The 20696-nt window shown below is 57.0% G+C and carries 19 protein-coding genes, 6 tRNA genes and 1 other RNA gene; 15 read left to right on the top strand and 11 right to left on the bottom strand.

The genetic code is table 11. From position 1 onward, the window contains the following. Positions 1-17 precede the first annotated feature (17 nt). Positions 18-1313 (bottom strand): Nramp family divalent metal transporter, encoded by a 1296-nt coding sequence (locus C2E15_RS15315; protein WP_104958135.1) that lies wholly within the window; start codon positions 1311-1313, stop codon positions 18-20. Between the two features lie 309 nt (positions 1314-1622). Between C2E15_RS15315 and C2E15_RS15320 the strand changes: the two genes are divergently transcribed. Next, complete coding sequence (locus C2E15_RS15320) at positions 1623-2810, top strand: NupC/NupG family nucleoside CNT transporter (RefSeq protein ID WP_104958136.1); 1188 nt, start codon at positions 1623-1625, stop codon at positions 2808-2810. A 362-nt stretch (positions 2811-3172) separates the two neighbouring features. Here C2E15_RS15320 and C2E15_RS15325 read toward each other — a convergent pair. Then, positions 3173-3248 (bottom strand) — tRNA-Ala (locus C2E15_RS15325). Positions 3249-3296: 48 nt separating this feature from the next. Continuing rightward, positions 3297-3372 (bottom strand) — tRNA-Ala (locus C2E15_RS15330). A gap of 416 nt (positions 3373-3788) precedes the next feature. Here C2E15_RS15330 and C2E15_RS15335 point away from each other — a divergent pair. Next, complete coding sequence (locus C2E15_RS15335; protein ID WP_104958137.1) at positions 3789-4577, top strand: formate/nitrite transporter family protein; 789 nt, start codon at positions 3789-3791, stop codon at positions 4575-4577. Between the two features lie 125 nt (positions 4578-4702). Beyond that, on the top strand, positions 4703-5056 hold the full coding sequence (locus C2E15_RS15340) for a YfeC-like transcriptional regulator (RefSeq protein WP_104958138.1): 354 nt from the start codon (positions 4703-4705) through the stop codon (positions 5054-5056). Between the two features lie 46 nt (positions 5057-5102). On the opposite strand, the gene gltX is transcribed toward C2E15_RS15340, so the two are convergent. Continuing rightward, complete coding sequence (gene gltX / locus C2E15_RS15345) at positions 5103-6518, bottom strand: glutamate--tRNA ligase (RefSeq protein ID WP_104958139.1); 1416 nt, start codon at positions 6516-6518, stop codon at positions 5103-5105. Positions 6519-6569: 51 nt separating this feature from the next. Next, entirely contained in the window at positions 6570-6752 is a 183-nt protein-coding gene (locus C2E15_RS21515) for a hypothetical protein (RefSeq protein ID WP_146108559.1), read from the bottom strand. 36 nt (positions 6753-6788) lie between these two features. On the opposite strand from C2E15_RS21515, the gene C2E15_RS15350 reads away from it, so the two are divergent. The 6 genes from C2E15_RS15350 to C2E15_RS15375 all read left to right on the top strand — a co-directional run bounded on the left by C2E15_RS15350 (position 6789) and on the right by C2E15_RS15375 (position 7848). Beyond that, a tRNA-Val gene (locus tag C2E15_RS15350) sits at positions 6789-6864 on the top strand. A 36-nt stretch (positions 6865-6900) separates the two neighbouring features. Next, positions 6901-6976, top strand: a tRNA-Val gene (locus C2E15_RS15355). A 25-nt stretch (positions 6977-7001) separates the two neighbouring features. Further along, positions 7002-7077: transfer RNA gene (locus tag C2E15_RS15360), tRNA-Val, on the top strand. A gap of 2 nt (positions 7078-7079) precedes the next feature. Next, positions 7080-7155 (top strand) — tRNA-Lys (locus C2E15_RS15365). A 29-nt stretch (positions 7156-7184) separates the two neighbouring features. Next, positions 7185-7309: non-coding RNA, RtT sRNA (locus C2E15_RS15370), on the top strand. A gap of 176 nt (positions 7310-7485) precedes the next feature. Further along, on the top strand, positions 7486-7848 hold the full coding sequence (locus C2E15_RS15375) for a FlxA-like family protein (protein ID WP_104958140.1): 363 nt from the start codon (positions 7486-7488) through the stop codon (positions 7846-7848). On the opposite strand, the gene C2E15_RS15380 is transcribed toward C2E15_RS15375, so the two are convergent. Continuing rightward, positions 7845-8765, bottom strand: a complete 921-nt coding sequence (locus C2E15_RS15380) for a LysR family transcriptional regulator (protein ID WP_104958141.1) — start codon at positions 8763-8765, stop codon at positions 7845-7847. The genes C2E15_RS15375 and C2E15_RS15380 overlap by 4 nt on opposite strands. Before the next feature lie 94 nt (positions 8766-8859). On the opposite strand from C2E15_RS15380, the gene C2E15_RS15385 reads away from it, so the two are divergent. Further along, positions 8860-9876 carry a bile acid:sodium symporter family protein gene (locus tag C2E15_RS15385; protein WP_104958142.1) on the top strand — a complete coding sequence of 339 codons (1017 nt, stop codon included), beginning with the start codon at positions 8860-8862 and terminating at the stop codon, positions 9874-9876. Positions 9877-9906: 30 nt separating this feature from the next. Here C2E15_RS15385 and C2E15_RS15390 read toward each other — a convergent pair whose 3' ends face one another. From C2E15_RS15390 to zipA, 3 genes are all read right to left on the bottom strand, one after another. Further along, positions 9907-10125, bottom strand: a complete 219-nt coding sequence (locus C2E15_RS15390) for a DUF3820 family protein (RefSeq protein ID WP_038624906.1) — start codon at positions 10123-10125, stop codon at positions 9907-9909. After that, positions 10118-12145 carry an NAD-dependent DNA ligase LigA gene (gene ligA / locus C2E15_RS15395; protein ID WP_104958143.1) on the bottom strand — a complete coding sequence of 676 codons (2028 nt, stop codon included), beginning with the start codon at positions 12143-12145 and terminating at the stop codon, positions 10118-10120. Before ligA ends, C2E15_RS15390 begins: the two co-directional genes overlap by 8 nt. 68 nt (positions 12146-12213) lie before the next feature. Beyond that, on the bottom strand, positions 12214-13236 hold the full coding sequence (gene zipA / locus C2E15_RS15400) for a cell division protein ZipA (RefSeq protein ID WP_104958144.1): 1023 nt from the start codon (positions 13234-13236) through the stop codon (positions 12214-12216). Positions 13237-13454: 218 nt separating this feature from the next. Here zipA and cysZ point away from each other — a divergent pair, with 218 nt between their 5' ends. From cysZ to crr, 5 genes are all read left to right on the top strand, one after another. Next, a complete protein-coding gene (gene cysZ / locus C2E15_RS15405) occupies positions 13455-14246 on the top strand; it encodes a sulfate transporter CysZ (protein ID WP_104958145.1) in 792 nt (263 codons plus the stop codon). Between the two features lie 174 nt (positions 14247-14420). Further along, positions 14421-15389: a cysteine synthase A gene (gene cysK, locus C2E15_RS15410; protein WP_104958146.1), complete on the top strand. Its 969-nt coding sequence runs from the start codon at positions 14421-14423 to the stop codon at positions 15387-15389. Between the two features lie 396 nt (positions 15390-15785). Then, complete coding sequence (ptsH, locus tag C2E15_RS15420) at positions 15786-16043, top strand: phosphocarrier protein Hpr (protein ID WP_038624898.1); 258 nt, start codon at positions 15786-15788, stop codon at positions 16041-16043. A 156-nt stretch (positions 16044-16199) separates the two neighbouring features. Then, the gene (gene ptsI, locus C2E15_RS15425; protein ID WP_104958147.1) at positions 16200-17927 is read left to right on the top strand and encodes a phosphoenolpyruvate-protein phosphotransferase PtsI; all 1728 of its coding nucleotides are present in this window, start codon (positions 16200-16202) and stop codon (positions 17925-17927) included. A 43-nt stretch (positions 17928-17970) separates the two neighbouring features. Continuing rightward, positions 17971-18474, top strand: coding sequence for a PTS glucose transporter subunit IIA (gene crr / locus C2E15_RS15430; RefSeq protein WP_038624893.1), 504 nt, complete (start codon positions 17971-17973; stop codon positions 18472-18474). Positions 18475-18648: 174 nt separating this feature from the next. On the opposite strand, the gene C2E15_RS15435 is transcribed toward crr, so the two are convergent. Both C2E15_RS15435 and C2E15_RS15440 read right to left on the bottom strand, forming a co-directional pair. After that, a complete protein-coding gene (locus C2E15_RS15435; RefSeq protein ID WP_104958148.1) occupies positions 18649-19998 on the bottom strand; it encodes an ATP-binding protein in 1350 nt (449 codons plus the stop codon). Then, on the bottom strand, positions 19995-20675 hold the full coding sequence (locus tag C2E15_RS15440) for a response regulator transcription factor (RefSeq protein ID WP_104958149.1): 681 nt from the start codon (positions 20673-20675) through the stop codon (positions 19995-19997). Before C2E15_RS15440 ends, C2E15_RS15435 begins: the two co-directional genes overlap by 4 nt. Between the last annotated feature and the right edge of the window lie 21 nt (positions 20676-20696).

The raw sequence follows: 20696 nt of genomic DNA on the forward strand, positions 1-20696 counted from the left end.
GCCAGCGGCGCTCCGCCTTAACCCAGCCCCATCGCCTCACCTATCAGCAGATAGATATTCAGTGTCACCACCAGCGCTACGATAACCCAGCCGATGCTTTGCATAATGCGCGAGTTAGTCATGTCGCCCATCAGCTCCTGCTTGCCGGTAAACACCAGCAGCGGAACCAGCGCCAGCGCGATGCCGAAGCTCAGCAGCACCTGGCTCATCACCAAAATGCGCGTCGGATCCCAGCCCGCCAGAATGACAATAAAGGAAGGCAGCATGGTGATCGCGCGGCGTAGCCAGAGCGGGATATGAAAATGAATAAAGCCCTGCATCACTACCTGCCCCGCTAGCGTGCCCACTACCGTAGAGGAGAGGCCGGCCGCCACCAGGCTCAGGCCGAAGACCCATGCCGCGGCGTCGCTTAACAGCGGCTTCAGCGTCAGGTAGGCCTGGTCGAGATCCGCCACGCCGGAATGGCCATTAAAATGGAAAGCCGCCGCCGCCGTCGCCATCATCGCCAGATTAACAAAACCGGCAATGGTCATGGCGATCGCCACGTCGAGCTTGGTCGACGAGTAGCGTTCACCGCGCGAGCTGCCGCGTCCGCCGTTTTGCGTTAGCGACGAATGCAGATAGATAACGTGCGGCATAATGGTCGCACCCAGCACGCCCGCCGCGAGGAACACCGCATCGGCGGTCGGCAGCGAAGGCAGCGCCATCCCCTGTACCAGCTCGGTCATTTTCGGCTGCGAGAAGAAAAGCTCGACAATATAGGCGGCGGCGACAAACAGCAGCAGCCCGCCAATCACCAGCTCAAGCGGCTTCTGCCCACGATTTTGCAGCATCAGAATTAAAAAGGTGGCGACGCCGGTCAGCACGGCGCCCTGCAGCAGCGAGATGCCGAACAGCATCTTAAAGCCGAGCGCGGCGCCGATAAATTCCGCCAGATCGGTGGCCATAGCGATAATTTCCGCCTGAACCCAGTAGAACCAGACTGCCGGACGCGGAAAACGATCGCGAATATGTTCGGCGAGGTTTTTCCCGGTCGCGATGCCAAGTTTGGCGGACATCAGCTGGATCACCATCGCCATCACGTTGGCCCATACCACCACCCACAGCAGCTTATAGCCATAGGAGGCGCCGGCCTGAATATTGGTGGCGAAGTTGCCCGGATCGATATAGCCAATCGCCGCAATGAAAGCCGGTCCCAACAGAGCCAGCTTAACCTTACGGGCTCCGCGTGCTGCTCGTTCCGCGGTGCGGCTTTCTAACATAGTCGTTATCCTGTCTGAACGTTGTGTCACCCCTACAGCGTAAAGGGACATTAACCAAGGTAAAATATGATTGTCGTTATCGCTGTGATAGCTCGCGCTATAAAGTATAGCAATGGCTATACTTAATTCCAGAATAGCCGACTGTTAAAATTTCAGCAACGCATTAACTGTATGCCATGGTCAGAATGTTAACAATGAATATGTGGGTTTTTTAATCAGTGTTACAGTTGTGATCCGCTAGCCTTTTCTGACGCAAGCGGCGATAGGCAATTGTTATATTGTGGAGTTGATCTCGTTTTTACGCCCGGTGTTACATAGAATACGCAGCGAAATATAATCTGCCTCAAAATTGGAGCATACATGTCCCGCATTTTGCATTTTATTCTGGCGCTGGCTGTGGTTGCCTTGCTGGCCTTGCTGGTCAGTCGCGATCGTAAAAACATTCGCGTCCGTTTTATCATACAGCTGTTAGTGATTGAGGTACTGCTCGCGTGGTTCTTCCTGAACTCTGAAGCTGGCCTGGGATTCGTAAAAGGCTTTGCCGGCCTGTTTGATTACCTGTTGAAATACGCGGCTGAAGGGACCAACTTCGTATTCGGCGGGATGAATGACAAAGGTCTGGCGTTCTTCTTCCTCAACGTGCTTTGCCCGATTGTCTTTATCTCCGCCCTGATTGGTATTCTGCAGCATTTCCGCATTCTGCCGATCGTCATCCGCGCCATCGGCACCGTGCTGTCGAAAATCAACGGCATGGGTAAGCTGGAATCCTTTAACGCGGTCAGTTCGCTGATCCTGGGACAGTCAGAAAACTTTATCGCCTATAAGGATATCCTTGGTCAGATGTCGCAGCGCCGGATGTACACCATGGCCGCGACCGCGATGTCTACCGTTTCCATGTCGATCGTCGGCGCTTATATGACCATGCTGCAGCCCAAATATGTGGTCGCGGCGCTGGTGTTGAATATGTTCAGTACCTTTATCGTGCTGTCGCTGATCAACCCGTACCGCGTCGACAGCGAAGAAGATCTGCAGCTGAACGATCTGCATAAAGGTCAGAGCTTCTTTGAGATGCTGGGCGAATATATCCTCGCCGGTTTCCGCGTGGCGATTATCGTAGCGGCGATGCTGATTGGCTTTATCGCGCTGATCTCCGGCATTAACGCGCTGTTTGACGCCATCTTCGGCATCAGCTTCCAGGGCGTACTCGGCTATGTCTTCTTCCCATTCGCCTGGGTGATGGGCGTGCCGACCAGTGAAGCGCTGCAGGTTGGCAGCATCATGGCAACCAAGCTGGTGTCCAACGAGTTTGTGGCGATGATGGATCTGCAGAAAATCGCCGGCCAGATCTCACCGCGCGGCGAAGGCATCCTCTCTGTCTTCCTGGTCTCTTTTGCTAACTTCTCTTCTATCGGCATTGTTGCCGGCGCGATTAAAGGTTTGCATGAGGAACAGGGCAACGTGGTGTCGCGCTTTGGCCTGAAGCTGCTGTACGGCTCTACGCTGGTCAGCGTGCTGTCAGCCTCTATTGCCGGGCTGGTGCTGGGCTAACGCTTACGCTAATGAAAAAAAACCGGGCCAGGCCCGGTTTTTTTTATGGCCGCCATATAGCGGCGTACAGACCCGGCACCCGCAACATTCGGCGCCAGCGCGCTGTCCGAAGGCAAAACCGATGCGCACAAGGCGGCCCCGCAGCAGGGCTTCAGCCAGCTAACACCGCAGTACACCCGTCGGCCTCATCAAGGTCAACCGCTGCACTCGCTGTCCTGCGCAAAATAAACCCCGCGCACGACGCATTATCAACGCGGCAAAGCAGCGCTAAAGGTGTCATACAGCACGGATAACAGACAGGTCACAGTAAAGCGCAAGGGAATAAAAATTTGCAGGTAAACAACAGAATGGAACAGAAAGTATGGTGGAGATAAGCGGGATCGAACCGCTGACCTCTTGCATGCCATGCAAGCGCTCTCCCAGCTGAGCTATACCCCCACATCAGAGATAGTGATTAACCGTTGCCAAATCTTTTGGGATAAGATTTGGTGGAGCTAAGCGGGATCGAACCGCTGACCTCTTGCATGCCATGCAAGCGCTCTCCCAGCTGAGCTATAGCCCCAAACCGGATAATCGTGTCGTGTTGACGGAGCGCATGATATGAAACCGCCCCCAGGGTGTCAACGGCAAATTTAAAATCTGTGTTTGATCGCTGAAAAAGGCGTCAATCAAGGCGTGGCGTTACATAGCAGAAGAACACGGCGCCCGGCATAATCCGCCTTAATCGTCCGCCGGAAAGCCGCTTAATGAGGCCAGTTGCTGTTGTGGAAAGATTTCCCGCTGGCCGTCGTTGCACGGGGAATATCAATGTTAATTCGGCGTTAATATCATTATAAAAAGTCGCTTGTTATTGTTAATTCGCTATGCAAAACTTCGCACGCTAATTAATCGAACGGTTAATCGCTTCCGCCCCGGCTGCGTTCTGCGGCCCTGAGAAGTGAAAACCAGCATGACTTCCTGACTAACACCAGAGCTACTATGTCCTTGCATTCACCTAAAGAAATCGCCGCCATCGCTATTCAGTCCGGCGTGGCGAAAAGCCGTCTTCCGGTTTCCTCGCTGCTGATCCTCGGCTTTATGGCCGGCGCATTTATTGCCATCGGCTTCCTGCTCGATCTGCATGTTATTAACAAACTGCCTGCCGACTGGGGATCTTTCGGCGGCTTCCTGGGCGCTGCAGTATTCCCGGTGGGCCTGATCCTGACCATTCTCGCCGGCGGCGAGCTGCTGACCGGCAATATGCTGGCGATGCCTATCGCCTGGTTCGCGCGCCAGATCAGCGGCTTCAGTCTGCTACGTAACTGGTTCTGGATCACCATCGCCAACTTTATCGGCAGCATCGCCGTGGCGTGGTTCTTTGGCCATATCCTGGGCATGACCGAAGGGGATTACCTGAATAAGACCGTGGCTATCGCCAGCGCGAAAGTTAACGCTGACTTCACGCACGCCTTTATTTCCGGCATCGGCTGCAACTGGCTGGTTTGCCTGGCGGTCTGGCTGGCGTTCGCCAGTAAAGATGTGGTGGGTAAAATCTTCGGTGCCTGGTTCCCGGTGATGGCGTTTGTCGCTATCGGCTTTCAGCACGTGGTGGCGAATATGTTTATCGTCCCGGCGGCCATTTTCGCCGGTCAGCTGAGCTGGGCGGACTACCTGCCGAACTTTGTCGCTGTGTTCCTCGGCAACGCTGTCGGCGGTGCTGTGTTTGTTGCCCTCGCTTATTTCCTCGCCTACCGCCCTGCTGCGGAAGCGGCGACCACCCCGCGTTGATTCCCCTTCTCCTTCGCCTGCCGGCGAAGGAGATCACTTTTTCCGTTAGTGATCCGCGTTAGTTAATCACGTCACGTTTTCATGTAATATGTCCGCCTGTTGCTTAAGTTTACAGGGACTGAAACGTGAAAGAGGAATGGTTAACGCCGGATGAACTTGCCCAGCGCACAGGCTACACGCGCCAGACAATCAATAAATGGATTAAGCGCGAAGGCTGGATTACGCAGCCCAAACCGGGCGTACAGGGCGGCAAAGCGCGTATAGTGAAAATCGATGAGCGGGTAACACATTACCTGAACGCCGCGCGTCACGCCGCCGAACCCGCAGCCACCTATCTGGCGAAGCCCAATTCCCTGCCGGCACTGTTGCTCTCTTTCGCTCAGCAGATGACGCCGCCTGAACAGGAGAAGCTGCAAAATCTTCTGCTGCGCGAAGGCGTGAAAGGATTGCTGCAGCGGCTGGATATAGAAGACAAATAAAAAAAAACCGGAAGCTGGCTTCCGGTTTTTTTATGCCGCAGAAAAATTAACCCTGCGCTTCACGCTCGCTGATAAAAGCCAGCGCTTTTTCGATACGCGCCACGGCGCGCGCTTTGCCGATGGCCTGAACGGTCACGTCCAGCGCAGGCGACTGACCGGCGCCGGTCACCGCCACGCGCAGCGGCATGCCGACTTTGCCCATGCCGACTTCCAGCTCATCCGCCGTCGCCTGAATGGCGTGATGCACGTTTTCCGCCGTCCAGTCGCTGACGGCGGCCAGCTTGTCACGCACCCGTTCCAGCGGCTGACGCGCCACCGGGCGCAGATGCTTTTTCGCCGCGTCGGCGTCAAAGGCATCGAATTCTTCATAGAAGTAGCGGCAGGAAGCGGCCATCTCTTTCAGCGTTTTGCAGCGCTCGCCGAGCAGTTTCACCAGCTGAGCCAGCTCCGGCCCGGTACGGGTGTCGATCTGCGCCTGCTCGATATGCCACTGCAGATGGGTCGCCACATATTCCGGCGGCAGCGCGTTAATATAGTGGTGGTTCAGCCACTGCAGCTTCTCGGTATTGAAGGCGCTGGCGGATTTGCTGACCGCGTCCAGCGAGAAAAGCTGTTTCATCTCATCAATAGAGAAGATTTCCTGATCGCCGTGGGACCAGCCCAGACGCACCAGATAGTTCAGCAGCGCTTCCGGAAGATAGCCGTCATCGCGGTATTGCATAACACCGACCGCGCCGTGACGCTTCGAGAGCTTTTTACCGTCATCGCCGAGGATCATCGATACATGCGCGTACACCGGCACCTGCGCGCCGATCGCCTGCAGAATGTTAATCTGACGCGGTGTGTTGTTAATATGATCTTCGCCGCGGATCACATGGGTGATGCCCATATCCCAGTCGTCGATCACCACGCAGAAGTTATAGGTCGGCGAACCGTCGGTGCGGCGAATAATCAGATCGTCCAGCTCCTGGTTGCTGAATTCGATCGGACCGCGGATCTGATCGTCAAACACCACCGAACCTTCCTGCGGATTGCGGAAGCGCACGACGTGCGGCTCGTTGTCGGCATGATGCGCATGGCTGTCACGGCAGCGACCATCGTAGCGCGGCTTTTCACCGTTCGCCATTTGCGTTTCGCGCAGCTGCTCCAGGCGTTCTTTCGAGCAGTAGCATTTATAGGCTGTTCCCGCTTCCAGCATCTCATCGATCACCGCGTTATAGCGATCGAAGCGTTTGGTCTGATAGTAAGGGCCCTCATCCCAGTCCAGATTCAGCCAGTTCATGCCATCCATAATGGCGTCGATAGCCTGCTGGGTGGAACGCTCCAGATCGGTATCCTCAATACGCAGCACGAATTCGCCGCCGTGATTGCGGGCGAACAGCCAGGAATAGAGCGCGGTGCGGGCGCCGCCGACGTGCAGGTAACCGGTTGGACTCGGCGCGAAACGGGTTTTGATTTTCATTGAGCTTGCCTTAGTGCGCAGATTTCTGCGAAATGACAGAAAAGATGATTTTCATGCATGGTGCCAGTGCGCATATTCTATCACCTGCCCCTGATTCCTCAACGGCAAACCCGGCGTTGATGCGCCAGGCTGCTGAATTTTCATGCCTCTTAGCCCGGGTTTCGGTGAAAAGCGCGACAGGCTGCCTAATTTTAAGACGAACAAACATTTTCGTTTTAAAAAGCGTTGACTCATTTGCAACTCTCCCTATAATGCGACTCCACACAGCGGGGGTGATTAGCTCAGTTGGTAGAGCATCTCCCTTACAAGGAGGGGGTCGGCGGTTCGAGCCCGTCATCACCCACCATCTTCGGATGCCCGCAGTGAGACAGTCTTCAAAGATGGGTGATTAGCTCAGTTGGTAGAGCATCTCCCTTACAAGGAGGGGGTCGGCGGTTCGAGCCCGTCATCACCCACCATCTTTGAAATCTGTTGCACCGAAATGGGTGATTAGCTCAGTTGGTAGAGCACCTCCCTTACAAGGAGGGGGTCGGCGGTTCGAGCCCGTCATCACCCACCATCGGGTCGTTAGCTCAGTTGGTAGAGCAGTTGACTTTTAATCAATTGGTCGCAGGTTCGAATCCTGCACGACCCACCAGTGTAGAAAGGCGCCCTAAAGGCGCCTTTTTGCTATGCAAAATCGGCAGGATGAGAACCTGCAGCAGGTTCGGGTCGAACTGTGCGAGACAACGTTGCCACAGGCAACGGCCCGAAGGGCGAGGCGAAGCCGAGTCATCCTGCACGACCCACCAGTGTAGAAAGGCGCCCTAAAGGCGCCTTTTTGCTATGCAAAATCGGCAGGATGAGAACCTGATCTTCCCCTTCTCTTTGTTTCCTTTCACTTTCTTAGCACTTCTTTTACGCTTCGCGCCCTCAAGAATGGTCTCCGTCCAACCGATAACGCTATTGGTTTGTTATAAAGGAGGAAATCATGACGACCATTAACACTTCAACCCCCAGCGTCGGTCAGAGCAGCAGCTCTGCCAGTTCCGGCAACAGCAGCAGCAGTGACGTATCGGCGCAAATCGCCAGCCTCACCAGCCAAATCACCAAACTGCAGCAGAAGCTGAAGGATGTAAGCAGCTCCGAAGGGACGACCGAAGAGAAGCAGAAGCAGCAGGAACAGCTGCAAAATCAGATCAAACTGCTGCAGGCGCAGCTGGCGCAGCTGCAACGTCAACAGGCGGAAGAAGCGAGCAAGAAACAGCAGGCGCAAAACGGTGGCGGCGTGAAAATCGCCGACGGCGTTAACCGTCCGACCACCGAAAACCAGCTTAACGCCTACATCTAAAAGGCGGGCATCCGTTGCCGCTGCTGCGTCAGCAGCATTGCCTGCTGACGCACCTCTTGCCAAATCGCCTCCGCCGCCGGCGTCAGCGAACGGTTCTTACGTCGGATCAGCATCAGCGTACGGTTAATCTCCGGCAGCAGCCGGCGCACCGTCAGCGGGCGTCCTGCCGGCAGCGGCAGCGCCAGCGCCGGCAGAATGCTGATACCGATGCCCGCCTCAACCATGGGGTAGAGCGTAGTGGGATGGCCAATCTCCTGCACAATTTCCGCACTGACGCGCTGCTGTCGAAGCGCCTCGTCAATCAACACGCGGCTGCCGGAGGCGTAATCCTGCAATACCAGCGTACGGCCATTCAGCATCTGCCAGCGGATCGCCTCGGCCTGCGCCAGGTCATCGTCCTGACGACACAGCAGCAGAAAAGGCTCATCCAGTATCGGCTGCGATTCAAACTCATCGGCGGCCAGCGGCCCAACGACGATGCCGAAATCCACCTCGGCGTTGCGCACGCTCTGCACCACCCACTGCTGCGGCCGATCGCGTAGCATCACTTTGATTTCCGGGTAGTTAAGCTGGCTGGCGGCCAGACACTGCGGCATCAGATGCGCAGAGATGGTCTGGCTGGCGGCCACCCTGACTGTCCCGCTGCGCTGCTGGCCGAAACTGCGCGCGTCAAGCAGCGTGGTGTTCAGCTCTTCCAGCAGGCGCTCCAGACGCGTCGCCAGCTGCTGCCCGGCGTCGGTCAGCAACACTTCGCGCGTGGTGCGATCCAGCAGGCGGATACCCATCTCCGTTTCCAGCTCTTTAATGCTGTGGCTTACCGCCGACTGACTCAGGCCAATCGCCTGCCCCGCCTGACTGAAGCTACCCTGCTGGGCGACGGCGACAAACACCCGCAGCTGTCGTAAAGTGTAATTCATCTATTTCATTCATTAATGGATGCAATAAATCAATTTTATTTCTAAACACCGCTGACGCACAATACGCCCATCGATATTTAACCAGGTTTTAACAATGGGAATTTTTCGGCTCGATCCAATGATGGTTAAGCTGCTGATTGTGCTGCTGCTGGCCACCTTCTTACCGGCGAAAGGCGGCTTTGTCCCCTTTTTCGACTGGCTGACTACCGCCGCTATCGCCCTGCTGTTCTTTATGCACGGCGCCAAACTGTCGCGCGAAAAGATCATCGCTGGCAGCAGCCACTGGCGGCTGCATCTGTGGATTATGTTCAGCACCTTTGTACTGTTCCCGATCCTGGGCCTGCTGCTGGCGTGGTGGCATCCGGTTAATCTCAGCGCAGAGATCTATACCGGCTTCGTTTACCTCTGCATTTTGCCGGCCACAGTTCAGTCCGCCATCGCCTTTACTTCGATGGCGGGCGGCAACGTGGCGGCGGCGGTCTGCAGCGCTTCCGCTTCCAGCCTGCTCGGCGTCTTTATTTCGCCGCTGCTGGTCAATCTGGTGATGAACATTCACAGTGACATGCCGGGCAACGGGCTGGAGCAGATTGGCCGTATTATGCTGCAGCTGCTGGTGCCGTTTGTGCTGGGGCATCTGTCGCGCCGCTGGATCGGCGGCTGGGTGGAACGCCACCGCAGCCTGATCGGCAAAACCGATCAAACCTCTATTTTGCTGGTGGTCTATTCCGCCTTTAGCGAAGCGGTGGTGAACGGTATCTGGCATCGGGTTGGCGTAATGACGCTGGTCTGGATCCTGGCAGGCAGCCTGCTGCTGCTGTTTATCGTGCTGCTGGTTAATCTGCTGGCGGCGCGCCTGTTCGGCTTTAACCGCGCCGATGAGATCACCATTCTGTTCTGCGGCTCGAAGAAAAGCCTGGCGAACGGCGTGCCGATGGCCAACATCCTGTTTCCTGCCGCTTCAGTGGGGATTATCGTGCTGCCGCTGATGATATTTCATCAGGTGCAGCTGATGGTCTGCTCGTTTATCGCGCAGCGCTATAAGAAGAAGAACGATGCGGCGCTGAAGGCGAGCGCGCCGCAGGGGAAAGCGATCGTGGAATCACAGAAATAAGCAGGCGGGCGTCGTCAGCGACGGCGCCCGTTAAAGGTCACGTTTAAGTGGCTTTACCAGCCCTTCCAGCCCTTCGATTTTAATCGCCAGCGTCAGCTGCATCAGTTCGCCCAGATGTCCGGCGGGGAATTCGCCCTTGCGGGCGAACCACAGCAGATAAGGTTCGGGCAGATCGATCAGCACCCGCCCCTGATACTTGCCGAAAGGCATGACGGTATTGGCGATCTCAACCAGCTGCTGTTTATCCATGCGGATTATCCAGCAGGCGGATCATCTCCGCTTCATCGATCACTTCAATGCCCAGCTCCTGCGCTTTCGCCAGCTTGGAGCCGGCCGCTTCGCCGGCGATCACCAGATCGGTTTTCTTCGATACGCTGCCGCTGACCTTCGCGCCCAGCGCCGCAAGCCGCTCTTTGGCGTCATCGCGCGACATGATGCTCAGCGAGCCGGTCAGCACCACGGTTTTGCCGGCGAACGGGCTGTCCAGCTCTTCGGCGTTGACTACCGTCACCGCCGGCCAGTGAATGCCGATATCCTCCACCAGCTGACGGATCACTTCGCGGTTGCTCTCTTCTTCCATAAAGTTACGCACGTGCGCCGCCACCACTTTGCCGACATCCTGCACGGCGATCAGCGCCTCCAGATCGGCATCCATAATCTTCTCCAGCGAACCAAAATGGTTCGCCAGGTTTACGGCGGTCGCCTCGCCCACTTCGCGGATGCCCAGCGCATAGAGGAAGCGCGGCAGCGTGGTCGCCTTCGCTTTGTTCAGCGCGTCCACCACGTTCTGCGCCGATTTCGGCCCCATGCGATCCAGGCCGGTCAACAGCCCGGCGCTCAGGCGGAACAGGTCGGCCGGCGTTTTGACATACTCTTTTTCCACCAGCTGGTCGATGATCTTATCGCCCATGCCTTCAACATCCATCGCGCGGCGCGATACGAAATGCTTTAACGCTTCTTTGCGCTGGGCACCGCAAATCAGACCGCCGGTACAGCGGGTGACCGCCTCGCCCTCAACGCGTTCAACGTCCGAGCCACAGACCGGACAGTGCGCGGGGAACACCACTTCCCGCGTATCGTCGCCGCGTTCGGTTTCCACCACGTTGACTACCTGCGGAATAACGTCGCCCGCCCGGCGGATCACCACGCGATCGCCGATGCGCAAACCAAGACGCGCGATCTCATCGGCGTTGTGCAGCGTGGCGTTGCTGACCATCACGCCCGCGACCTGCACCGGCTCCAGCCGCGCCACCGGCGTAATGGCGCCGGTACGGCCAACCTGGAACTCGACGTCGCGTACTGTCGTCAGCTGCTCCTGCGCCGGAAACTTAAAGGCGATGGCCCAGCGCGGAGCGCGGGCGACAAAGCCCAGCCGCTCCTGCAGCTCCTGTGAATCCACCTTGATCACCACGCCGTCGATATCAAAACCGAGCTGCGGTCGATCGCGTTCCACCTGATGATAAAAAGCCAGCACCTCTTCCGCACTGTGGCTGAGACGAATACGATCGCTGACCGGGATCCCCCAGGCCTTAAACTGCTGCAGCCGTTCCCAGTGGGTATGAGGCAATTCGCCGCCTTCGACCAGCCCAAAGCCGTAGCAGAAGAAGGTCAGCGGACGCCTGGCGGTAATGCGCGGATCGAGCTGGCGCAGCGAGCCGGCGGCGGCGTTGCGCGGGTTAGCGAAAACCTTGCCGCCGGTACGGCGCGCTTCTTCATTCAGTTTTTCGAAGCCCGCCTGATTCATAAACACTTCGCCGCGCACTTCCAGCCGCGCCGGAATGTTGTCGCCTTTCAGGCGCAGCGGAATGGCGCGAATGGTGCGGACGTTAGCGGTGATGTTCTCGCCGGTGGTGCCATCACCGCGCGTGGCGGCGCGCACCAGCAGGCCATCTTCATAGAGCAGGCTAACGGCCAGGCCATCCAGCTTCAGTTCGCAGCAGAAGGTGATCTCATCGCTGCTTTTCAGGCGATCCTGCACGCGCTTGTTGAAAGCGAGATAGCCCGCCTCGTCGAAAACGTTATCCAGCGATAGCATCGGCACTTCATGACGCACCTGCTCAAAGGCGGTCAGCGGCGCCGCGCCCACGCGTTGGGTCGGCGAATCAGGCGTGATCAGATCGGGATGCTGTTCTTCCAGCGCGCGCAGTTCGCGCATCAGGCGATCGTACTCCGCATCGGGAATGTCCGGTGCGTCCAGCACGTGATAGAGATATTCATGATGACGAAGCGTGGTTCGCAGCTCAGTGATTTTGTCTTGTACGGATTCCATAACGCACCATCAGAGAAAGAAAACCCCGGCAAGCGGGGGTTAGGGGAAACGCGGTATAAACCGGACCGTCAGGCGTTAGCGTCGATAACGTCGCGGATACGCGCCTTATAGGTTTCCAGTTTCTGCGGCGTCATCATGCGACGCTCATCGTCCAGCACCACGCCGCCAACATCGTCGGCGATGCGCTGCGCGGACTGCAGCATCAGCTTAAAGTTTTGGTTCGGATCGCCATAGGACGGCACCATCATAAAGATCGAGACGCCAGGCGTAGTGAAATCGGTCATCGCATCCGGATTGAACGAGCCGGGTTTCACCATATTGGCCAGGCTGAACAGTACCGGGCCGCTACCTGCCGGGCTTAAATGGCGATGGAAAATGTTCATTTCGCCGAACTGGAAGCCCGCCTGCAGGACGCCCTGCAGCAGGCTTTCGCCGTTCAGCTCGCCGCCGGCGTGTGCGGCGACGTGCAGCACCAGCACGGTCTCTTTGCGGCGCGCGACTTCACGCGGCTGCTCCGGCTCGGCCGGCGCAACCGGGGCCTCTGCCTCGGCAGGAACTAACGGCGCGTCGTCATCTTCATCTTCGTCGAGCCACTGTGGCTCATCATCCGGCTCCGGCATGGCGGGCTGCGGCTGACGCGGCGCTTCAGGCTGACGCGTCGGCTGCGCTACCGGCGCAGGGCGCGCGATCTGCGGCTGCGCCTCATCCTCTACCCCGGCGAGCGCGTCGCCATCAAGCAGCGGATCGCGTTCCGGCCGCGGCGCGACAGGAACGGAATGACGTACGGGCTGAGGTTGCGGCTTACGCGGCGCAGGACGTGGTGCAGGCTCTTCGTCATCTGCAGCAAAGCCATCAAAAGAGGGTTCATTGTGTGAAGGTTTGGCGGCGGTGCGACGCGCGCGCGCCTCGCCTGCCCCGCTGGCGTCATCCCCGGTCAGGCTCTCTTCATCATCCTGCTTTAAACGCTTGTGCGGGCGATCGCGAAACACAGATGAGCGCTCTTTACGGCTGGTCCACAGACCGTGAAGCAGCAGCGCTATTATGGCGATCGCGCCAACAACGATTAATATCAGACGCAAATCCTGCATCATTGTATTCTCTGTTGTTCCAATACCTTGCCACCACGGCAAACTTTATCCTCTAACTGTATTTGTCCCGCTAAACAAGTGCAAGTCTGCGCCGTCTTTTCTGACAAATAAGATAGAGCCATCCCGCTTTTTTGCTGTTTTTTCAGCCAAAAGACAACTGGTAAGCGCAAAAACTCAGGTTATGATAGCCTGGCCTGACCAACAGAGGAGAAAAACTGTCGATGTCTACGCCTTCCCCCGCTTCTTACAACGGCATTCATTACTTTGCGCAAGGCTGGAAATTGGTCCGTCTGCCAGGCATACGTCGCTTCGTGGTGATCCCGCTGCTGGTGAATATTGTGCTGCTCGGCGGCGCGTTTATCTGGCTTTTTCGCCGCCTGAACCAGTGGATCCCGCAGTTGATGTCCCATGTGCCGGACTGGCTTCAGTGGCTCAGCTACCTGCTCTGGCCGCTGACGGTGATCTCTATCGTGCTGGTGTTCAGCTACTTCTTCTCGACTATTGCTAACTGGATCGCCGCGCCTTTTTGCGGCCTGCTGGCGGAGCAGCTGGAAGGCAGGCTGACCGGCCAGCCATTGCCTGACAGCGGCTGGCTGGCGGTGGCGAAAGATTTTCCACGTATTATGAAGCGCGAATGGCAAAAGCTGGCCTGGTATCTGCCGCGCGCAGCGGGCCTGCTGCTGCTCTACTTTATTCCTGGCTTCGGCCAGACGGTGGCGCCGGTGCTGTGGTTCCTGTTTAGCGCCTGGATGCTCTCAATTCAGTATTGCGATTACCCGTTCGACAACCACAAGGTGAGCTTTCAGACTATGCGCGGCGCGCTGCGGCGTCACAAAACCGATAATATGCAGTTCGGCGCGCTGGTGAGCCTGTTTACCATGATCCCGCTGCTCAATCTGGCCATCATGCCGGTCGCCGTCTGCGGTGCGACTGCGATGTGGGTCGATCGCTATCGCGGCCAGCTGGGGCAGCACAACCTGCGCGCTGCGGCGTCGACGAGCAAAAGCCGTTAACGCCTGCCGCGCGGCGCTAAAAGCCGCGCGGCGGCCCGCGCCATCAGCCTTATGCCATTCGGAAAGGGCTTATTTCGGCTAAACATATACATATACTATTTCCTTCCTTCCTTGCGAAACTGGAAAAGGTATGCTTTCACGGTTCCCTGAAATTCATACAGTTAAGGACGGGCTATGAGCAAGATTTACGAAGACAATTCTCTGACAATCGGTCATACGCCGCTGGTTCGTCTGAACCGCATCGGCAACGGACGCATCCTGGCGAAGGTGGAATCCCGTAACCCGAGCTTCAGCGTCAAGTGCCGTATCGGTGCCAATATGATTTGGGACGCAGAAAAACGCGGCATTTTGAAGCCGGGTGTCGAACTGGTAGAGCCGACCAGCGGCAACACCGGCATCGCGCTGGCCTATGTCGCTGCCGCGCGCGGTTACAAGCTGACGCTGACCATGCCTGAAACCATGTCCGTCGAACGTCGCAAACTGTTAAAAGCGCTGGGCGCCAGCCTGGTGTTGACCGAAGGCGCGAAAGGCATGAAAGGCGCCATCGGCAAAGCGGAAGAGATTGTCGCCAGCAATCCGGATAAGTTCCTGATGCTGCAGCAGTTCAGTAACCCGGCCAACCCGGAAATCCATGAAAAAACCACTGGCCCGGAAATTTGGGAAGATACCGACGGCGAGGTGGATGTCTTTATCTCCGGCGTCGGCACCGGCGGCACCCTCACCGGGGTCACGCGCTACATTAAAAACACCAGGGGTAAAAAAGATCTGATCAGCGTGGCAGTCGAGCCGACCGATTCGCCGGTGATCGCGCAGACGCTGGCAGGCCAGGAAGTGAAGCCCGGCCCGCACAAGATTCAGGGCATCGGTGCCGGCTTTATTCCCGGCAACCTCGATCTGAGCCTGGTGGACCGTGTGGTTGCCATCACCAATGAAGAAGCGATCTCCACCGCCCGCCGCCTGATGGACGAAGAAGGCATTCTGGCCGGTATCTCTTCCGGCGCAGCGGTCGCGGCCGCGCTGAAGCTGCAGGAAGATGACGCTTTCGCCAATAAAAATATCGTGGTTATCCTGCCCTCTTCCGGCGAACGCTACCTCAGCACCGCCCTGTTTGCCGACCTGTTTACCGAAAAAGAGCTGCAATAGTAGTGCCAGGATGATAATGCTGGTGAAAAAAGCACCCTGCCGGGTGCTTTTTTGTGGCACGCATCAAACTTTTACCACCTCGAACATTGATTCACTCCGGTAGCTCTGGTATTTAAGCTGACAATTATTTCGGACCACAAAATTAATCGCCGCTTGAACTGGATCAAGCTGAATCGATTTACTGATTTGGCGGAATCGCGCAACACGCGGCATAATGAGGAGTAGAGCAGCGAAGCGAAACTTGCCGTTTTTTGCCCCGTCAGCTCTCATACCTTAATTGCGCATTTTTTGGTGAGTCCTGTACTCGAACCAGCGCGACCTTCACAGGCTAAAGTTTAACCGCCAGGCTAGACTTTAGAGACAAAACACCAAACCTAATTAAGTTGGGGAAACATAATGTTCCAGCAAGAAGTTACCATCACCGCACCTAATGGCCTGCATACTCGTCCGGCTGCTCAGTTTGTAAAAGAAGCTAAAGCCTTTGCCTCTGAAATCACCGTGACCTCCAATGGCAAATCTGCCAGTGCGAAAAGCCTGTTCAAACTGCAGACGCTGGGTCTGACTCAGGGCACCGTGGTGACACTGTCTGCTGAAGGCGAAGATGAGCAGCAGGCCGTTGAGCATCTGGTCAAACTGATGGCTGAGCTCGAGTAATCGTCAGCCGCCGAAAAAACCGTTTCATCAGGCAACTGAGTGCAAACATATTGATCGCGGACATCATGTCCGCGTTGTTGCATCCGTAAAGTACGGTTCCGCCGGATTCTGGCACCTCGTTCCGCCTGGTAGGCATCGTTATAAAAAGGTAGGGTTATGATTTCAGGAATTTTAGCATCACCGGGTATCGCTTTCGGCAAGGCACTTTTGCTGAAGGAAGATGAAATCGTTATCAACCGGAAGAAAATTTCTGCCGATCAGGTTGATCAGGAAGTCGCGCGCTTTATCGAAGGCCGTCGCAAAGCCGCCGAACAGCTCGAAGCCATTAAAATCAAAGCGGGCGAAACCTTCGGCGAAGAAAAAGAAGCGATCTTCGAAGGCCACATCATGCTGCTGGAAGACGAAGAGCTTGAGCAGGAGATCATCAGCCTGATCAAAGACGAGCTGGCTTCCGCCGATGCGGCGACCCACAGCGTGATCGAAGGCCAGGCGAAAGCCCTGGAAGAGCTGGACGACGAATACCTGAAAGAGCGCGCCGCTGACGTGCGTGACATCGGCAAACGTCTGCTGCAGAACATCCTCGGCCTGCATATCGTCGATCTGAGCGCAATCAAAGACGAAGTGGTGCTGGTGGCGAAAGATCTGACGCCGTCTGAAACCGCGCAGCTGAACCTGAAAAAAGTGCTGGGCTTTATCACCGACCTGGGCGGTCGCACTTCGCATACCTCCATTATGGCGCGTTCGCTTGAGCTGCCAGCTATTGTCGGCACCGGTGACGTCACCAGTCGCGTTAAGAACGATGATTATGTGATTCTGGATGGCGTTAACAACAAGGTCTACGTTAACCCGACTGCTGAAGTCATCGAAGAGCTGAAAGCGGTACAGCATCAATACCTGAGCGAGAAAAACGAACTCGCCAAGCTGAAAGATCTGCCGGCGATCACGCTGGACGGTCATCAGGTTGAAGTAGGCGCCAACATCGGCACCGTGCGCGACATCCCGGGTGCCGAGCGCAACGGCGCCGAATGCGTCGGCCTCTACCGCACCGAATTCCTGTTTATGGATCGCGATGCGCTGCCGACCGAAGAAGAGCAGTTCCAGGCTTACAAAGCGGTCGCGGAAGCGATGGGCTCACAGGCAGTGATCGTCCGCACCATGGATATCGGTGGCGATAAAGACCTGCCGTACATGAACCTGCCGAAAGAAGAGAACCCGTTCCTCGGCTGGCGCGCCATCCGCATCGCCATGGATCGCAAAGAGATCCTGCATGCGCAGCTGCGCGCTATCCTGCGCGCCTCCGCGTTCGGTAAGTTGCGCATTATGTTCCCGATGATTATCTCTGTTGAGGAAGTACGCTTCCTGAAAGCGGAGCTGGAAATGCTGAAAGCCCAGCTGCGTGAAGAAGGCAAAGCCTTCGACGAGTCGATCGAAGTGGGCATTATGGTGGAAACGCCGGCTTCAGCGGTTATCGCGCGCCACCTGGCGAAAGAAGTCGACTTCTTTAGTATTGGGACAAACGACCTGACGCAGTATACTCTGGCGGTAGATCGTGGTAACGAGCTGATTTCCCACCTTTATAACCCAATGACGCCGTCGGTTCTCGGTCTGATCAAGCAGGTTATCGACGCTTCTCACGCCGAAGGCAAGTGGACCGGCATGTGTGGTGAGCTGGCTGGTGATGAACGTGCTACACTACTGTTATTGGGAATGGGGCTGGATGAATTCAGCATGAGTGCCATTTCTATCCCGCGCATCAAGAAGATCATTCGCAACACGAACTTCGAAGATGCGAAGGCATTAGCAGAGCAGGCTCTGGCTCAACCGACCGCGGAAGAGTTGATGAATCTGGTCAACAAGTTCATTAAAGAAAAAACACTCTGCTGATTCCGCGATACGCTGGCCCAACATTACTGCTTAGGAGAAGATCATGGGTTTTTTTTCCAAACTTTTTGGCGATAAAACAGAAAGCGCATCTGGCACCATCGAGATCGTCGCCCCGCTGTCTGGTGAGATCGTAAACATCGAAGACGTGCCAGACGTTGTATTTGCGGAGAAAATTGTTGGTGATGGCATCGCTATCAAACCGGCCGGCAACAAAATGGTTGCACCGGTTGACGGCACCATCGGCAAAATCTTCGAAACCAACCATGCATTCTCTATCGAATCTGATAGCGGCATTGAGCTGTTCGTTCACTTCGGTATCGATACCGTAGAGCTGAAAGGCGAAGGCTTTAAACGCATCGCCGAAGAAGGCCAAAAAGTGAAGAAAGGCGACGTGGTCATCGAGTTTGATCTGCCGCTGCTGGAAGAGAAAGCCAAATCGACGCTGACTCCGGTGGTTATCTCCAATATGGATGAGATCAAAGAGCTGACCAAGCTCACCGGTCAGGTAACCGTTGGCGAAACGCCGGTTATCCGCATCAAAAAATAAGTAAGCAAGATGAACAAAACGGCGCCGACGGCGCCGTTTTTTTTTGCCTGCGGTTGCTGTGTCTGCCAGCGTGCCGGAGAGCGGGTCATCCACCGCGTCCTGCAGGGCCATTCGGCTGCCGTTGAGTGAGCCCGGGCAATGCGCTCATCACGGCCATGATGCCGCCAGTAGTGGCTATCCCTGCCAGTGCGGCAGGCGTATCGTCATCTCCAGCCCACCGTTGCGCCCGTTAGCCGCCTGCACTTCGCCGTGATGCGCCAGCACCACCTTACGCACAATCGATAGCCCCAGCCCGTAGCCTTTACCCTGCAGCGGCGAATTGACACGCACAAAAGGATCGAAAATGCTGGAAAGCTTGTCGGCGTCAACGCCCGGCCCGCTATCGCTGACGCGGACGGAAAGCCAGCCGTTATCTGGCCGCAGGGTAATATTGACCGTCTGCCCCTGCAGCGAATAGCGCAGCGCGTTGCGCACTACATTCTCTACTGCGCGCCGCACCAGTTCGGCGTTGCCCTTTACCGTATAGTCCGCCCCCTGCTCTACCTGCAGGGTAATCGTCACGCCCGGTAGCTGCGCCTCGTAGCGCGCGTCATTCACTACCGTCTCCAGCAGCCCGCAGAGATCAAAATATTGCTCGTCGGGCATCTTTTCATTTTCCGCGCGCGACAGCGTCAGCAGCTCGCCGATCATCTTATCCAGCCGCCGCGCCTCTTCATCAATGCGATCGAGCGAGGCGTTAACCGATGCCGGCGTCTGGCGCGCCAGGCCGGTCGCCAGCTGCAGGCGCGCCAGCGGCGAACGCAGCTCATGGGAGATGTCGTGTAACAACTCTTCGCGTGCCTTTACCAGCACCGCCAGCCGCTCGACCATCGCATCGAAATCGCGTGCCACCACAGAAAGCTCATCGTGGCGACGGCGCATCTGCGGCCAAAGCCGCACGGAGAGATCGCCGTTCGATACGCGCGCGAATCCCAGCCGGAGCTGGCGCATCGGCCGCGTCAGGTTCCACGCTAAAAGCGCGCTGAACAGCAGGCCCGCCAGGCCGGCGAACCAGAAAATCGGCTCAGGGATATTAAGAATTTTGCGCGGCGGGCCGCCCATCGCGCTGTCTTCGCGCAGCCCTTTCACATCGTAGCGCAACTGATACTGCAGGCCATCGGCGCCGGTCACCCACTCTACTACCTGGTCGGGATAGCCGCGGCCCTGCGGCGCGGCTGACAACCGCTGACGCGGCACCTCCTGCGGCGGAGCAGCCATCGGCGTCACCGAGAAGAAGCGGCGATCGCCGGGCGACCAGTCTGACATCATATTGTCCAGCGCCGGCAGGCCGCCGTGCTGCAGCACCGAGACGGCGGAGGCCATCTGCAGGTTGACGATGCGGCGCGTGGCGATATATTCCGGCGGCTCACGATGCTTGCCATACAGGGTAAAGCCCAGCCACAGCAGCTGGCTGATGATGAAGAACACCAGCCAGAAGCCAAACAAGATTTTCCAGAACAGACGCCCGCGAAAACGGCTTTTCATCGAATGCGATAGCCAATGCTGCGCACGGTTTCGATATTAATCGCGTCCCCGGCCAGCCCGGCAAGCTTCTGGCGGATATTACTGATATGCACGTCAACGCTGCGATCGTAGGCCTCGCGCGGACGCCCCAGCCCCTTTTCCGACAGCTCATCCTTGGTGACCACGCGGTCAGGCGACCGCAGCAGCAGGTCGAGCAGATTGAACTCCGAGGCGGTGAGATCGAACGGCTTCGCTTTCCATTCGCTGATGCGCGTCGCCGGGTTCAACGTCAGATCGCGCCAGCGCACCACCTCTTTTTTCTCCTGCGGCGCCGGCTGCTCGTCGAAGCGGCGCAGCACCGCGCGCAGCCGCGCCACCAGCTCGCGCGGATAGCACGGCTTCGGCACGTAATCGTCAGCGCCCATCTCAAGGCCGATCACCCGATCGATATTATCCCCTTTCGCTGTCAGCATAATGATCGGAATGCGGCTGCTTTGCCGCACCTGACGCAGCACGTCCGTCCCGCTCATATCGGGCAGCATAATATCAAGGATCACCGCCTGAAAGGCGCCGGAGAGCGCGCCGTCGATGCCCGCCTGGCCGGTCAGCACCAGCGAGGCGTCAAAGCCTTCGCCAATCAAATATTCGCTGAGCATGGTGCCCAGCTCAAGGTCATCGTCAACTAACAGAATCTTCATGTCTCTACTCTCACAGGGGCT

This window comes from Mixta gaviniae, from assembly GCF_002953195.1.
Classification (GTDB): domain Bacteria; phylum Pseudomonadota; class Gammaproteobacteria; order Enterobacterales; family Enterobacteriaceae; genus Mixta; species Mixta gaviniae.

Bases quoted from the DNA above. Each gene is read 5' to 3' on its own strand.
- ptsH (WP_038624898.1), top strand. From the start codon at position 15,786: ATGTTCCAGCAAGAAGTTACCATCACCGCACCTAATGGCCTGCATACT.
- C2E15_RS15315 (WP_104958135.1), bottom strand. From the start codon at position 1,313: ATGTCCCTTTACGCTGTAGGGGTGACACAACGTTCAGACAGGATAACG.
- C2E15_RS15435 (WP_104958148.1), bottom strand. From the start codon at position 19,998: ATGAAAAGCCGTTTTCGCGGGCGTCTGTTCTGGAAAATCTTGTTTGGC.
- crr (WP_038624893.1), top strand. From the start codon at position 17,971: ATGGGTTTTTTTTCCAAACTTTTTGGCGATAAAACAGAAAGCGCATCT.
- gltX (WP_104958139.1), bottom strand. From the start codon at position 6,518: ATGAAAATCAAAACCCGTTTCGCGCCGAGTCCAACCGGTTACCTGCAC.
- C2E15_RS15390 (WP_038624906.1), bottom strand. From the start codon at position 10,125: ATGGATAAACAGCAGCTGGTTGAGATCGCCAATACCGTCATGCCTTTC.
- C2E15_RS15385 (WP_104958142.1), top strand. From the start codon at position 8,860: ATGGGAATTTTTCGGCTCGATCCAATGATGGTTAAGCTGCTGATTGTG.
- ptsI (WP_104958147.1), top strand. From the start codon at position 16,200: ATGATTTCAGGAATTTTAGCATCACCGGGTATCGCTTTCGGCAAGGCA.
- C2E15_RS15320 (WP_104958136.1), top strand. From the start codon at position 1,623: ATGTCCCGCATTTTGCATTTTATTCTGGCGCTGGCTGTGGTTGCCTTG.
- C2E15_RS15440 (WP_104958149.1), bottom strand. From the start codon at position 20,675: ATGAAGATTCTGTTAGTTGACGATGACCTTGAGCTGGGCACCATGCTC.
- zipA (WP_104958144.1), bottom strand. From the start codon at position 13,236: ATGATGCAGGATTTGCGTCTGATATTAATCGTTGTTGGCGCGATCGCC.
- C2E15_RS15380 (WP_104958141.1), bottom strand. From the start codon at position 8,765: ATGAATTACACTTTACGACAGCTGCGGGTGTTTGTCGCCGTCGCCCAG.
- ligA (WP_104958143.1), bottom strand. From the start codon at position 12,145: ATGGAATCCGTACAAGACAAAATCACTGAGCTGCGAACCACGCTTCGT.
- C2E15_RS21515 (WP_146108559.1), bottom strand. From the start codon at position 6,752: ATGAGTCAACGCTTTTTAAAACGAAAATGTTTGTTCGTCTTAAAATTA.
- C2E15_RS15335 (WP_104958137.1), top strand. From the start codon at position 3,789: ATGTCCTTGCATTCACCTAAAGAAATCGCCGCCATCGCTATTCAGTCC.
- cysK (WP_104958146.1), top strand. From the start codon at position 14,421: ATGAGCAAGATTTACGAAGACAATTCTCTGACAATCGGTCATACGCCG.
- cysZ (WP_104958145.1), top strand. From the start codon at position 13,455: ATGTCTACGCCTTCCCCCGCTTCTTACAACGGCATTCATTACTTTGCG.